Origin of the sequence: Burkholderia sp. Bp8992 (assembly GCF_003853705.1) — a bacterium.
GTDB lineage: Bacteria > Pseudomonadota > Gammaproteobacteria > Burkholderiales > Burkholderiaceae > Burkholderia.
Window position 1 is genome coordinate 88,480 of the sequence record NZ_QTQI01000014.1, and the last position, 13,888, is coordinate 102,367.

Sequence of the window (13,888 nt, forward strand, 5' to 3'; positions counted from 1 at the left end):
TGTTGAGCGTCAATCAGTGGGTGGCCGCGCTCGCGTCGTCGCTGACGAGCACGAGCTCGCCGCGCAGCGAATGCGGGTACGCATGGTTGATCTTCACGTCGATCATCTGGCCGATCAGGCGCGGGTGCGACGCGAGCGGCGCCGGGAAATTCACGACCCGGTTGTTCTCGGTGCGGCCCGCGAGTTCGTTCGGGTCCTTGCGCGACGGGCCCTCGACGAGGATCCGCTCGACCTTCCCGACCATCGACTGGCTGATGCGCGCGACGTTCTCCTCGATGGTCGCCTGCAGATGTTGCAGGCGTTTGAGCTTCACCTCACGCGGCGTGTCGTCGTGCAGGTTCGCGGCCGGCGTGCCGGGGCGCGGGCTGTAGATGAACGAGAAGCTCGTGTCGTAGCCCATCTCGTGCACCAGCGCCATCATCTTGTCGAAATCCTCCTCGGTCTCGCCGGGGAAGCCGACGATCATGTCGGTCGACAGCGACAGGTCCGGGCGGATCGCGCGCAGCTTGCGGATCACCGACTTGTACTCGAGCACCGTGTAGCCGCGCTTCATCGCCATCAGGATGCGGTCGGAGCCGTGCTGGACCGGCAGGTGCAGGTGGCTCACGAGCTTCGGCACCTTCGCGTAGGTGTCGATCAGGCGCTGCGTGAATTCCTTCGGGTGCGAGGTCGTATAGCGGATCCGCTCGATGCCGGGGATGTCGGCGACATATTCGATCAGCGTCGCGAAATCGGCGATCTCGGACGAGCCGGCCGCCAGCGCGCCGCGGTAGGCGTTCACGTTCTGGCCGAGCAGCGTGACTTCGCGCACGCCCTGGTCGGCGAGGCCGGCCACTTCGGTCAGCACGTCGTCGAGCGGGCGCGACACTTCATCGCCGCGCGTGTACGGCACCACGCAGTAGCTGCAGTACTTCGAGCAGCCTTCCATGATCGACACGAACGCGCTCGGCCCCTCGACGCGCGCGGGCGGCAGGTGGTCGAACTTCTCGATTTCCGGGAACGAGATGTCGACCTGCGCGCGGCCGCTCTCGCGGCGGGCGTCGATCATCTGCGGCAGGCGGTGCAGGGTTTGCGGGCCGAACACGAGGTCGACGTACGGGGCTCGCGACACGATCGACGCGCCTTCCTGGCTCGCGACGCAGCCGCCGACGCCGATCAGCAGGCCGGGCTTCGCTTCCTTCAGCTCGCGCACGCGGCCGAGATCGGAGAACACCTTCTCCTGCGCCTTTTCACGCACCGAGCACGTGTTGAACAGGATGATGTCCGCGTCTTCCGGCGTGTCGGTCTTTTCGAGGCCTTCGGAGGCATTGAGCACGTCCACCATCTTGTCCGAGTCGTACTCGTTCATCTGGCAGCCGAAGGTCTTTACGTAAACTTTCTTGGTCATGGGGATTCGCCGTTCGCAGTGGTTGACCTGGGGGCGTCGTCAAGGGTGAATCGGGACGGCCGTGCGCTGCACGCGAAAGGCGCGCAGCGAGCAGAAAGGCCGTCGGGAAAGCCTTCCATTATAGCTTTTCGCGCCGCGCCGGACGGGCGGCCGGTTGCGGCCGCGCGACGCCGGGTGACGGGTTCCGACCCCTCGATGGCAGTGTGCCCACGGTCAGCGGCACGCGTTCAGCAGGTCGTCGAGCGCGGCTTCCTCGTGCGCGAAGCGTTCGGCGAGAAAGTCGAGCAGCACGCGTACGCGCGGCGCCATGTAGCGCTTGCTGTGATAGATCGCGTGCAGCGGCGCGTCCTGGTGCCGCCAGTCGGGCAGCAGCACGCGCAGCCGGCCCGCGCGGACGTCGTCGGCAATGTCCCACAGCGACTTCAGCGCGATGCCGTGGCCGCGCAGCGTCCATTCGCGCGTGAGGCCGCCATCGTTGGTCTCGAACGCGGTCGACACCGGCACCGTGTGGATCTGCACCTCGTCGCCGCGCGTGAAATGCCACGTGTTCATCGGGCCGGACGCGATCGTGATCACGTTGCATGGAAAGCGGGCCAGATCATACGGATCGGCCGGCGTGCCGTGGCGCTCGACGAACGACGGCGCCGCGCACAGCACACGCCGGTTGGTCGCGAGCCGGCGCGCGATCAGCGCGCCGTCGGGCGGCGCGGCGAAGCGGATCGCGAGGTCGATCTCGTCCTGCCACAGGTTCGACGACGAATCGGACGCCGTCAGCGAGAACGTGACGCCCGGATGCAGCGTCGTGAATTCGTGGAGCCAGTCGAGCAACTGGTGGCGGCCGAAATCGGACGTCGACGACAGCCGCACCTTGCCGCTCACGACATTGCGGCCTTCCTGCAGCATCGCATCCGCGTCGTCGAGCGCCTGCAGCGCCTGGCGGCAGCAGTTCAGGTACAGCTTGCCCTCGTCGGTGAGCCGCAACTGCCGCGTCGAGCGTTCGAACAGCCGCGTCGCGATCTTCGCCTCGAGCTTCGCGAGGCGCGCGCTCGCGGCGGCCGGCGTGAGGTTCAGCTTGCGCCCGGCGGCCGTCAGGCTGCCCAGCTCCGCGGCTTCGACGAACAGCCGGATATCGCCCAGTCGGTCCATGCGATTTTCCAGAAATATTTGAAAATGGTTCAAATGCCACGCCAATTATCAAATATAGGCGTCTTCGGGACAATGCGCGCACATCCCGCTTTCTTGTGCGGTGCGGCACCGACCGGGCGCCGCGGCCGCCGCCTTCCGGAGAACGTCATGCCCATTCCGTTACTGGCGCTCGCGATCAGCGCCTTCGCCATCGGCACCACCGAATTCATCATCATGGGCCTGTTGCCCGAAGTCGCGCACGACCTCGCCGTGTCGCTGCCGTCGGCCGGCCTGCTCGTCACCGGCTATGCGCTCGGCGTCGCGGTCGGCGCGCCGCTGCTCGCGGTGCTGACGAGCCGCATGCCGCGCAAGGCCGCGCTGCAGCTGCTGATGGCGATCTTCATCGTCGGCAACGTGCTGTGCGCGACCGCGTCCGGCTACGCGATGCTGATGGTCGCGCGCGTCGTCACGTCGTTCGCGCACGGTTCATTCTTCGGGATCGGCGCGGTGGTCGCCGCGTCGCTCGTGCCGGCCGACAAGCGCGCGAGCGCGATCGCGCTGATGTTCACCGGGCTCACGCTGTCGAACGTGCTCGGCGTGCCGTTCGGCACGTTCGTCGGCCAGCTGCTCGGCTGGCGCGCGTCGTTCTGGATCGTCGCCGCGCTCGGCGTGCTGGCGCTCGGCGGCGTGGCCGCGCTGGTGCCGAACCGCCACGACAGCGGGCCGGTGGGCCTCGGCCACGAAGTGCGCGTGCTGAAGGAGCCGCAGGTGTGGCTCGCGTTGCTGATGACGGTGCTCGGCTTCGGCGGCGTGTTCGTCGTGTTCACGTACATCGCACCGATTCTGGAGACCGTGTCGGGCTACTCGCCGCGTGCGGTCGCGCTGATCCTCGTGCTGTTCGGCGCGGGGCTGACGATCGGCAACACGCTCGGCGGCAAGCTCGCCGACCGTGCGCTGATGCCGTCGCTGATCGCGATCCTCGTCGCGCTGATGGCCGTGATGGCCGTGTTCGCGAAGACGAGCCACCTGCCGGTCGCGGCCGCCGTCACCGTTTTCGTGTGGGGGATCGCCGCGTTCGCGACGGTGCCGCCGCTGCAGGCGCGCGTGGTCGAGAAGGCCGCGAGCGCGCCGCATCTCGCGTCGACGCTGAACATCGGCGCGTTCAACGTCGGCAACGCGGGCGGCGCGTGGCTCGGCGGCCTTGCGCTGGAACACGGCTTCGCGCTCGACGCGCTGCCCTGGGTCGCCGTCGCGGTGACGTTCGCGGCGCTCGTCGTCACGTGGCTCGCGATGCGGCTCGACGCGCGCGGCCCGGCACGCGGCGCGGCACCGGCGGCGCAGTGAGCGTCGCCGCGGCGCGCTGACGGCGACGCCATAGCGGCAGGAAAAGGTTCGCGAGAAACGTATTCCTCCGCGATGCTGATAACGGTGTGAAGATAACTTCGTTTGCCCTTGCAAGACCGGGTGATAGCGTCTCGATACGCGCCAAGGCTGGCGCAACGCGATTCCGATCCCGGCTTACCCCCTATGCAGGGCCGCGCGGCGGCCCGGAGGCAATGCTATGTCTTCATCCCTGGCGCTCGTGCGCGACGTGTCTTCCTTCGAGTCCGGCAATGCGGCCGACCTGCGCGGCGCGTCCGCATCGCTCGACGTCCTCGAGCAGGTCGTCGGCGTGAACCTCGCGCGCTTGCGCGCCGAGCGGCAGCTGTCGCTCGATGCGCTCGCGCGGCTGTCCGGCGTGTCGCGCGCGATGCTCGCGCAGATCGAATCGGCGCGCAGCGTGCCGTCGATCAAGGTGCTCTGCAAGATCGCCGCCGCGCTGAAGGTGTCGGTCGCTGCGTTCCTGCGCCGCCATGCGGTGAACGGCTTCGAGCACCTGGCGGCCGAACGCGCATCGCGCGTCGTCAGCTCGAACGGCCGTTTCTCGGCGCGCGCGCTGTATCCGGAAGGCGAGCCGGCCGCGGCCGAATTCCACGAACTGCGGATCGCGCCGCTGCATACGGAGCCCGGCGCGCGCCGTGCGCCCGGCACGACGATCAACCTCGTCGTCAGCGAAGGCACGCTCGAAGTCAGCGTGCACGACCGCCGCCAGTTGCTCGCGACCGGCGACGCGATCGTGTTCGATGCCGACCAGCCGTACAGCCTGCGCAACCCCGGCGACAGCGAAGCGCGCGCGTTCCGCGTGACGGTGAGCCCCGAGGTGCCGCCGCGCTGGCTCGTGCCCGACGCGGCGCACGCGGCTCATTGACCGTGCCGGCGCGACCGAACGGCCGCCTTCCCGTTGTCGCGTGGAAGCGCCGTCGGGCGGTCGGCCGTTCGGACGATGCCGTTTGACCGAGTCGTCAGTAAGGTTTCAGGTGTGGTGCGCTGCGCTTCGTGCACAGCTGTTGTATGCTTGGCCCGCCGCTGACGGGGTGTTCCCGTCCGGCAATCAGTGCGTCTTCAGGGCGGGGTGAAATTCCCCACCGGCGGTAGGTCGGCGTAAGCCGGCGAGCCCGCGAGCGCCCGCGCATCCGCGCGGGGTCAGCAGATCTGGTCGAATGCCAGAGCCGACGGTCATAGTCCGGATGAGAGAAGATGTGTAGATAGTCATGTCCGTCAGGGCCGCTTCGCGATGCACGCGAAGCGGGTTGCCGTTCTGTCTGTTTGCAATGCCCTGAAACGTTTTTCGCCCAAATCGAATTTGCGAGGAGCGTTTCACATGTCCTTGATGTCCGTTTCGTCGGTGCCCGCCGACGCCTTTGCCGATCTCCCGCTGCTGGATTCCGAACCGGTGCCGCCGCGCATCGCCGCTGCGCTCGACGCCATGCGCGCAGGCCGTGCGGTCGTGCTGCAGGATGACCACGACCGCGAGAACGAAGCCGACCTGATCGTCGCCGCCGAGCGCATCACGCCCGAGACGATGGCGCTGCTGATCCGCGAGTGCAGCGGCATCGTATGCCTGTGCCTGACCGACGACACCGTGCGCGCGCTCGAACTGCCGCCGATGGTACAGACCAACGAAAGCCGCAACGGCACCGCGTTCACGGTGTCGATCGAAGCGCGCGAAGGCGTGCATACCGGTGTGTCGGCGGCCGATCGCGTGACGACGATCCGGGCAGCGATCGCGGAAGGTGCGAAGCCGCACGACATCGTGCGCCCCGGCCACGTGTTTCCGCTGCGTGCGCAACCGGGCGGCGTGCTCGCGCGCCGCGGTCACACCGAAGGGACGGTCGACCTGTCGATCCTCGCGGGCCTGAAGCCGGCCGGCGTGCTGTGCGAGCTGATGAATCCGGACGGCACGATGACGCGCGGCGACGACGTCGAGCGTTTCGCGCAACGCCACGGGCTGCCGATGCTGACGATCGCGGAGCTCGTCGAATTCCGCGAGGCGCTGGCGGCCGCGCGCGAACGCTGCTGCGAACCGGCCTGAGCGACGGGAAGGCGGGTGCGTTCGTGCACCCGTCGCGGGCCGGATCGACCCGATCCGGCCGGCATGAACATCAGGACTGCACGTCGCCGAATTCGCCGCGCATGCCGGCTTCGACGAGCGCCGGCAGTTCGTCCATCTTGCGCATGATCCGCGTGATGCCCATCGCGCGCAGCGCGTCCGCGTAGTTGTCGGGGATGTGGCTCGCGCCGACGAACGCGATCGTCTTCATCCCGGCCGCCCGTGCGGCATTCAACCCCGATACGCTGTCCTCGACGACGATGCAGCGCTCCGGCACGACACCGAGCGTCTGCGCCGCGTGCAGGTAGACGTCGGGGTAGGGTTTCGGCCGCGCCACCTGCTCGGAACTGAACACGCGCTCGCCGAAAATCTCCGTGAGCGACGCGCGCTTCAGCGAATTGCGCACGCGCATGAGCCGGCTGTTCGACACCACGGCCGCCGGCAGCGTGACCTTCAGCAGCGCGTCGCGCACGCCGGAGATCGGCGCGAGCGATTGCGCGAGCGCGACCTCGATGTTGTGCTCGATGGTCTCGATGAAGTTCGCGGGCATCTCGATCCCGAAGCGGGATTCGATGCCGGTGAGGAAGCGCGACGTCTGCTGGCCGAATGCCGACTTCGCGGCGGCTTCGAAATCGAGGTTCGGGAACGTGGCGGACAGCGTTTCAAGCAGCACGCGGTCGGCAATGACTTCGCTGTCGACGAGCACGCCGTCGCAGTCGCAGATGAGGTGATCGAGCATGGTGATGAAAATGCGGTAGACCGGCGACGCCGATCAATTCGCCATCATACGTGCTTTCGCGCGCGCGCCGCGTGGCGTTTCGGCAAATTTGCCCGATACGGGCGTGCGGGTGCCACATGTCGTGCCGCCGAGGCACCGATCGCCCGATGGCGGCCGCCCGGGTGACCGGGCCGCCGCCGTTTGTCGCGTCACAGCGCGATCACGCGCCCCGTTTTCCACGACGTCATCGCGGCTTCGGCCAGCTCGAGCGCGGCGAGCCCGTCGTCGATCGTCGTCCTGACCGGCGTGCCGTCGCGCAGCGCGTCGACGAAGTGCGCGATCTCGGCCGCGTATGCATGCCGGTAGCGCTCGAGGAAGAACGGCTCCGGCACGTCGGTCGCGATGCCGCCGGCGAGCCATGCGCTCACCTCGGTAGGCCGCACGTTGCCGGCCTGCAGCATCCCGTGGCTGCCGAGCAGCTCGAAGCGCTGGTCGTAGCCGTAGGCCGCGCGTCGCGACGTGTTGATCTGGCACAGCATCCCGCGCTGCGTGCGGATCGTCACGGCGGTCGAATCGATGTCGCCCGCTTCGTGCACGGCCGGGTCGGTCAGGCAACTGCCGGTCGCGTGCAGCGTCTGCGCCTCGTCGCCGAGGATCCAGCGGAACACGTCGAAGTCGTGGATCAGCATGTCCTTGAAGATGCCGCCCGAGCTGCGGAGATAGTCGGCCGGCGGCGCGCCCGGGTCGCGGCTCGTGACGACCAGCATTTCCGGCGCACCGATTTCGCCGCGCTCGACGCGTGCCTTCAGCGCCGCGAACGTCGGGTCGAAGCGGCGCTGGAAGCCGATCATGCAGGTCACGCCGGTGCGCCGCACGACGTCCGCGCATGCGCGCGCGCGTTCGACGGTCAGGTCGACCGGCTTCTCGCAGAACACGGCCTTGCCCGCGTTCGCGGCCGCGACGATCAGGTCCGCGTGCGTGTCGGTGCTCGACGCGATCACGACGGCCTGCACCGACGCGTCGCCGAGTGCGCGCTCGAGGTCGGCGACCTGCGCGCCGTGCGCGTGCGCGAGCGCCTCGGCCGACGGCGCATGCCGGTCGATCACGTACCTGAGCTTCGCGCCCGGATGGCGCGCGAGATTCGCCGCGTGGATCTTGCCGATCCTGCCCGCGCCGAACAAGGCGAATTCGATCATTCCGTTCTCCTGTTGATTGGGTTTTGTCGGCACGCCGCGTGTGCCGGCAGCGTGTCCTGGTGATGTATCAGTGATCCGCCAGTTCACCGCGCACGTAGTCGATGCTCGCCCGCAGCCGGTCTTCGATGTCGCTGGCCTCGGCGATCTCGCTCGCGAACGGTTCGAACGAAAACGCGCCGCGGTAGCCGCGTGCAAGCAGTTCGCGCAGTTGCCGGAGGTTGCCGAGGCGGTCGGCGCGGCCGACCAGCACGCGGTGGCCGTCGCGCATCCGGTCGACCGGCAGGTCGTGTTCCTCGACGCCCGAGATGTGCACGAGGCCCGTCAGGTTCGGGAAGAAGATGTCCTCGCCGGACAGGTGGTGGTGGAACGTGTCGTGCACGAGCCGGAAGACCTGTTCGCCCGCTGCGTCGTAGATGCCTTTCACCGCATCCGACTTGCGGCGCAGCGCGCATTCCTCGAAGCCGAGCGGCTCGATGAAGCCGAGCAGGTTGCGTGCTTCGAGGATCGGCTTCAGCGCCTTCAATGCCTTTACGAGATCCGTGTGGCGCGCGTCCGCGTTGCGTGTGTCGCCGCGGCTGTTGGTCGGGCACAGCACCAGCGCACGCGCGCCGCACTGCGCCGCGTAGTCGGCCAGCGCGGTCGCCTCGTCCGCGCGCTCGGCGTTCCATTGCTCGAAGCGCTGCAGCGCGTTGATCGTCAGGATCGTCACGTCACCGGCTTCGGCCGTCGCGCGTACGGCGGTGGCCGGCGTACCGTCGGCGATCTCGACGCCGTCGAGATCGTTGCGGATCTCGATCGTGTCGACGCCGAGGCGCCGGCACATCGCGACGTAGCGGTCGAGCGGCAAGCGCGGCGCGCTGATCCGGTTCAGCGAAAAGTGGAAGGCTTGCGTCATCGTTCTGTCCTTGGGGCTCGAGTGGGGTGGGTTCGAATCAGGTGCCGGTGCGCGCGGCGAGTGCCTGCCATGTGTCGCGCAGCCAGTGCGCACACGCGACGTTGTTGTCGAAGATCGAATAGCGGGCGCCACCGCCGTAGTCGGGAAACGGGATGAACTCGCAACTGATCTGTTCGAGCGGCGTCGGCTGCGTGTGAACCTGCGCATGCAGCAACTGGCGCAGTGCGGCTTTCCACGTGTCGAGCGATGCCGCGTGCCATTCGCCGTGATAGGCGCCCGGCGCAGGCGCGACGAACGGGTACTGGATGCCGCGCCCGGGCCGGCCGTCCGCGCGGCGCATCCAGCGATTGTCGGGATTGTTCGGCGCGACGCTGCGCGCATGCGCATGCCGGACCCAGCCGCGCGCGATCCAGTCGGTGTAGAAGGCAGCGGGCGAAGCCGGGTCGAGCAGCGCGCGTCCGCCGTCGGCTGGTTCGCGCAGGCCCGATGCGTCGAGTTCGGTGCGATTGCTGATCTTGAACAGCAGGTGCGAATGATCGAGCGTGATCCGGAACGGTGCGCCGGCCTGCTCGACGTGCTGCGCGACGCGCGCCACGCGCGCGAAATCCTCGCTCCACATGTCGACGTGCACTTCGAGGCTCGGCAGGCATCCGACCGGCTCGCCGCGTTCATAGGTACGCAGGTAGAAATCGGCGACTTCGCGGTCCGACAGCGGGTGGCCGTCCGCGTGATGCGCGAACAACTGGCAGTTGAGCACCGTGCTGCCGAAGCGCGCGCCCGCGTCGACGATCTCGGCGACGTGCGCTTCGTCGCGACCCGCGCACCAGATGCCGCCGATCACGCGAATCGGCAGCGCGTGGCGTTCGACCAGCGCGAAGTACGGCGACAGGTCTTCGCCGCGCACCGGGTTCTGTTCGACGTAGTCGAACACGCCGGCGCCGGCGATCATCCGAAAGCGTTCGGCGGGCGTGGGCGGCGGCAGGCCTTCGTGTTCGAGCACGCCGTCGAGGTTCACGCCGATGAGGATCGGTTCAGCCATCGTCTCCTGTCCATGGATGTCCTGCGGATGGCTGTCCAATGTACGGATGAGCGGCACAGGCTGCATGCCCGGCGTTGGCGAAAAATCGCCCATGCGGCGGTCGATTTTTTCGCCAGGCGCACGCCGCGCGTTACACGGCGGGATTCAGGGCTGCAGGTACGTGCTCGTTCTCACGTTCGCCGGGCAGAACACGCGGAACTCGACCGGGTCGCCCGGCGGCGGCTGTTCGACGATCCCGCACGCATGCAGCACGTGCTGCAGCGCGGAAATCGCCTGGCCGTCCGGGTCCTGGTCGATTGCGAGATCCATCGCGCCGGCTTCGATGAAGGTGCGGTGCTGGTCGATCATCTCATGGCCGATCCACACGACGCGCCCGATGGCGCCGGCCTTGCGCAGCGCCGCTTCGATGCCGGCCGAGCCTGCGCCGCTGTTGTAGATCGCGACCACGTCGTCGTGCGCCTGCAGCGCCTTCGTCACCGCGCGGTAGCAGCGGTCGTCCTGGTCGAGTGTTTCGACCGGCTCGTCGTCGCAGCGGATCGCGGCGAACGCGTCGGCGAGCTGGTCGCGGCAGCCGGCCATCCGGTCGGCGTGTGCGCGGTAGCCCATGCGCCCGCCGAGCAGCAGCGCGCGGCCGGGGCGCGCCGCGAGGCGGCCGATGTAGTAGCCGGCCGTGCGTCCGGCGCGGTAGTTGTCGATGCCGGCGAAGTGCGCGCGATCGATGCCGCCGATGTCGGTGACCATCGTGACGACGGTCTCGCCGCGCGCGATCGCGCCGGCCAGTGCGTCGCGCACGCGGGCCGTGTCGCGCGCGGTGACGATCAGCGCCGCGCGCCGGTACGCGGGCCGTTCGATCTGCGCGGCGGCGCGTTCGTCATCCGCGGCGGGCAGGATCGTCCGGTGCACGACCACGCGCCGGTCGAGCATTTGCAGCGAGCGCTGCAGCGCCTGCTGGAGCCGCCGGAAGAACGGCGCGTCGGTGTCCGGCAGCAGCACGTCGACGTGGATCAGCCCGTGTCGCGTGTCGGGCAGTTGCCGCGGCACGCCGAGCTGCCGTGCGGCCGCCACCACGCGCTCGCGCGCCTGCGCGGACACGCTGCCGCGCTCGTTCAGCACGCGGTCGACGGTGGTCGTGCTGACGCCCGCGAGCGCCGCGATCTCGTCGAAGCGCGCAGTGCGCTTGCGCCAGCGCGGCCCGGATTCACCTGCCATGGTCGTCTCCATCGTTGAGGTCGCCATCGATCGCGTGGCGTTGCCGGACACGCTAAAGCGATGGCGAAATTTCGTCAACGTTTCGATTGAGCAGCGGAGGCCGCGGGCCTAATTTTGATTCCATGGCGAAGCGCTCGTTGCGCTTTCCTCGCACAAGAATCCAGGGAGACAGACGTGGCTCAACCCGACCACCCGGTGCGTGACCGCACGGCGGCACGCCGTCAGGAATACAGAATGACCGGCGGTGCCGGCGAGCGCGCGCAAGCGGCCGGGCTCGTCAACGCCGCGTGGTACCGGTGCGCGGTGCCGCGGCCGCTGATGAAGCAGCTGATGCAGCGCGGCGATGCGCGTGCGATCCGCGACACGCTGATCTGGTACGCGGCGATCGCGATCAGCGGCGGGCTCGCGTGGCTGGCGTGGCGTGCGCATTCGGCGTGGGCGATCCCCGCGTTCTTCGTGTACGGCACGCTTTACTGCAGCCCGGCCGACTCGCGCTGGCACGAATGCGGGCACGGCACCGCGTTCCGTACACGCTGGATGAACGACGTGCTGTACCAGGTCGCGTCGTTCCAGGTGTTCCGCCGCGCGACCGCATGGCGCTGGAGCCATGCACGTCATCACACCGATACGCTGGTCGTCGGGCGCGATCCGGAAATCGCCGCGCCGAAGCCGACCGACTGGCTTGCGCTCGCGCTGAACGTCGTCGCGCTGAAGCATGTGGCCGGCGAGCTGCGCAAGATGATCGCGGTGTCGATCACCGGCCGGCTCGACGACGAGGAGCGTACCTACGTGCCCGAATCGGAGTGGCGGAAGGTCGTGCGCGAGTCGCGCATCCATCTCGCGATGTACGCGCTCGTGATCGGGGCGTCGCTTTACTGGCGCACGATCCTGCCGCTGCTCTACATCGGGCTGCCGAGCCTCTACGGCGCGTGGCTGTACCTGTACTTCGGCCTGACGCAGCATGCGGGCATGCCTGAGAACGTGCTCGATCACCGGCGCAACTGCCGCACCGTGATGATGAATCCGGTGTTCCGCTTCCTGTACTGGAACATGAACTATCACGTCGAGCACCACATGTTCCCGATGGTGCCGTTCCATGCGTTGCCCAAATTGCACGACGCCGTGAAGGCCGACATGCCGCCGCCGTACCGCAGCACGCTCGCCGCCTACGCGGAGATCGTGCCGGCGCTGGTCCGGCAGACGCGCGACCCGTCCGACTACGTCGTGCGGCCCGTGCCGGATGCGGCGCGGGCATGACCGCCATCGAATCCGCCAACCAAGGAGACACGCAACATGACGCAATGGATCGACACCGGCGCGCTCGACGACATCGACGATGAAGACGTCGCACGCTTCGACCACGACGGCCGCACGTTCGCGATCTACCGGATCGACGGCGAGGTCTATGCGAGCGACGGCCTGTGCACGCACGAGCAGGTGCATCTCGCGGACGGGTTCGTGATGGATCACGTGATCGAGTGCCCGAAGCACAACGGGCGCTTCGACGTGCGCGACGGCCGGCCGCTGTCGCCGCCCGCGTGCGAGAAGCTGCGCACGTACCGCGCGAAGATCGAAGACGGTCGCATCCTGATCGAGGTGTGACGCGATGACCAACGACCGGGTGATGGCGATTGTCGGTGCCGGCCATGCGGGCGGCCGCGCGGCGCAGGCGCTGCGCGCGTCCGGCTGGCGCGGGCGCATCGTGCTGATCGGCGCGGAGGCACACCTGCCGTACGAACGGCCGCCGTTGTCGAAGGGCGTGCTGACGGGCAAGCGCAGTGCGGCGCAATGCCGATTGCGCGATCCTGACGCGTGGATGGCGGACGGCATCGAGCCGGTCGTCGGAACCGTCGAGCGCATCGATCCGCATGCACGCGAAGTGAGCGTATCCGGCGGGCGGGTGTTCGCCTGGGACGCGCTGCTGCTCGCGACCGGCGGCCGCGCGCGCCGTCTTGCGATTCCGGGCGCGATGCTCGACGGCGTATTCGCATTGCGCACGCTCGACGATGCGGCGGCACTCGGCGCGCGGCTCGTGCCCGACGCGCGGATCGTGCTGATCGGCGGCGGCTTCATCGGTCTCGAAGTGGCGGCGTCGGCGCGCATGCTTGGGTGCCGCGTGACGGTGCTCGACGCGGCGCCGCGGCTGCTCGGCCGCGCGGTGCCGGAGGCGATCGCGACACGCGTGCGCGCGTTGCACGAAGCACAGGGCGTGACGATCCGCATGAACCGGAAACCCGTTGCGATCGAGCGGACGTCAGGCGGTGCGCTGGCTGTCGTGCTCGACGACGGCGACACGCTGATCGCCGATGCGGTCGTCGCCGGCGTCGGCATCGAACCGGCCGACGAACTGGCGCGCGCTGCAGGCCTCGCAGTCGAGCGCGGGATCATCGTGAACGCGCAGCTCGAGACGTCGGCGGAAGGCATTTACGCGGCCGGCGATGTCGCGGTGTTTCCGAGCGTCTTGTCGGGGCGGCCGGTTCGGCAGGAGACGTGGCACGGCGCCGAGACGCAGGCACGCGTCGCCGCCCGCAACATGCTCGGCGCCGGCGAACCGTATCGCGACACGCCGTGGTTCTGGTCCGATCAATACGACGCGCAGTTGCAGGTGGCCGGGGAGCCGGCGCTCGGCGAGCGGTCGGTTGCGCGCGTGCTCGACGACGATGCGGAAATCCATTTCCATTTCGATGCAGGCGCGCGGCTCGTCGCTGCAAGCGGCTTCGGCCGTACATCGGGATTCGTCAAGGAAATGCGCGTGGCGAGAATGCTGGTCGAGCGCGGGATCGACGTGACGCCGGCTGCTGTCGCGGACGTCGACGTGAAGCTGAAATCGCTGGTGGCGGCTGAGAGCGGCCGATAGCGGAAGGGAAGCGAGGAGGGGAAATGAAGCGC

General features: G+C 68.5%; 13 protein-coding genes and 1 riboswitch. Of the genes, 6 read left to right on the plus strand and 7 right to left on the minus strand.

Annotation, left to right across the window (positions count from 1 at the left end):
- Positions 1 to 13 precede the first annotated feature (13 nt).
- Complete coding sequence (miaB, locus tag DIE03_RS21025) at positions 14 to 1,387, minus strand: tRNA (N6-isopentenyl adenosine(37)-C2)-methylthiotransferase MiaB (RefSeq protein ID WP_124453648.1); 1,374 nt, start codon at positions 1,385 to 1,387, stop codon at positions 14 to 16.
- Between the two features lie 213 nt (positions 1,388 to 1,600).
- Positions 1,601 to 2,533 carry a LysR family transcriptional regulator gene (locus DIE03_RS21030; RefSeq protein WP_124453650.1) on the minus strand — a complete coding sequence of 311 codons (933 nt, stop codon included), beginning with the start codon at positions 2,531 to 2,533 and terminating at the stop codon, positions 1,601 to 1,603.
- A 147-nt stretch (positions 2,534 to 2,680) separates the two neighbouring features.
- On the opposite strand from DIE03_RS21030, the gene DIE03_RS21035 reads away from it, so the two are divergent.
- The 3 genes from DIE03_RS21035 (at position 2,681) to ribB (ending at position 5,924) form a co-directional block, all read left to right on the plus strand.
- Positions 2,681 to 3,856, plus strand: coding sequence for an MFS transporter (locus DIE03_RS21035; RefSeq protein ID WP_124453652.1), 1,176 nt, complete (start codon positions 2,681 to 2,683; stop codon positions 3,854 to 3,856).
- A gap of 217 nt (positions 3,857 to 4,073) precedes the next feature.
- The gene (locus tag DIE03_RS21040) at positions 4,074 to 4,760 is read left to right on the plus strand and encodes a helix-turn-helix domain-containing protein (RefSeq protein ID WP_124453654.1); all 687 of its coding nucleotides are present in this window, start codon (positions 4,074 to 4,076) and stop codon (positions 4,758 to 4,760) included.
- 186 nt (positions 4,761 to 4,946) lie between these two features.
- A riboswitch (FMN riboswitch) is annotated at positions 4,947 to 5,095 on the plus strand.
- Between the two features lie 118 nt (positions 5,096 to 5,213).
- Positions 5,214 to 5,924: a 3,4-dihydroxy-2-butanone-4-phosphate synthase gene (gene ribB / locus DIE03_RS21045; RefSeq protein ID WP_124453656.1), complete on the plus strand. Its 711-nt coding sequence runs from the start codon at positions 5,214 to 5,216 to the stop codon at positions 5,922 to 5,924.
- 70 nt (positions 5,925 to 5,994) lie between these two features.
- On the opposite strand, the gene DIE03_RS21050 is transcribed toward ribB, so the two are convergent.
- The 5 genes from DIE03_RS21050 to DIE03_RS21070 form a co-directional block, all read right to left on the minus strand.
- The gene (locus DIE03_RS21050; RefSeq protein ID WP_124453658.1) at positions 5,995 to 6,681 is read right to left on the minus strand and encodes an HAD family hydrolase; all 687 of its coding nucleotides are present in this window, start codon (positions 6,679 to 6,681) and stop codon (positions 5,995 to 5,997) included.
- A 188-nt stretch (positions 6,682 to 6,869) separates the two neighbouring features.
- Complete coding sequence (iolG, locus tag DIE03_RS21055) at positions 6,870 to 7,856, minus strand: inositol 2-dehydrogenase (RefSeq protein WP_124453660.1); 987 nt, start codon at positions 7,854 to 7,856, stop codon at positions 6,870 to 6,872.
- A gap of 67 nt (positions 7,857 to 7,923) precedes the next feature.
- The gene (locus DIE03_RS21060; RefSeq protein WP_124453662.1) at positions 7,924 to 8,751 is read right to left on the minus strand and encodes a TIM barrel protein; all 828 of its coding nucleotides are present in this window, start codon (positions 8,749 to 8,751) and stop codon (positions 7,924 to 7,926) included.
- 37 nt (positions 8,752 to 8,788) lie between these two features.
- A complete protein-coding gene (locus tag DIE03_RS21065; RefSeq protein WP_124453664.1) occupies positions 8,789 to 9,790 on the minus strand; it encodes a xylose isomerase in 1,002 nt (333 codons plus the stop codon).
- 144 nt (positions 9,791 to 9,934) lie between these two features.
- Positions 9,935 to 10,999 (minus strand): LacI family DNA-binding transcriptional regulator, encoded by a 1,065-nt coding sequence (locus tag DIE03_RS21070; RefSeq protein WP_124453666.1) that lies wholly within the window; start codon positions 10,997 to 10,999, stop codon positions 9,935 to 9,937.
- A 174-nt stretch (positions 11,000 to 11,173) separates the two neighbouring features.
- Between DIE03_RS21070 and DIE03_RS21075 the strand changes: the two genes are divergently transcribed.
- The 3 genes from DIE03_RS21075 to DIE03_RS21085 are packed head-to-tail and all read left to right on the plus strand — an operon-like array spanning position 11,174 to position 13,856.
- Positions 11,174 to 12,256, plus strand: a complete 1,083-nt coding sequence (locus tag DIE03_RS21075) for a fatty acid desaturase family protein (protein WP_124453668.1) — start codon at positions 11,174 to 11,176, stop codon at positions 12,254 to 12,256.
- 36 nt (positions 12,257 to 12,292) lie between these two features.
- Positions 12,293 to 12,601, plus strand: coding sequence for a non-heme iron oxygenase ferredoxin subunit (locus DIE03_RS21080; RefSeq protein ID WP_124453670.1), 309 nt, complete (start codon positions 12,293 to 12,295; stop codon positions 12,599 to 12,601).
- Between the two features lie 4 nt (positions 12,602 to 12,605).
- Entirely contained in the window at positions 12,606 to 13,856 is a 1,251-nt protein-coding gene (locus DIE03_RS21085) for an NAD(P)/FAD-dependent oxidoreductase (protein WP_124453672.1), read from the plus strand.
- Positions 13,857 to 13,888: the final 32 nt, after the last annotated feature.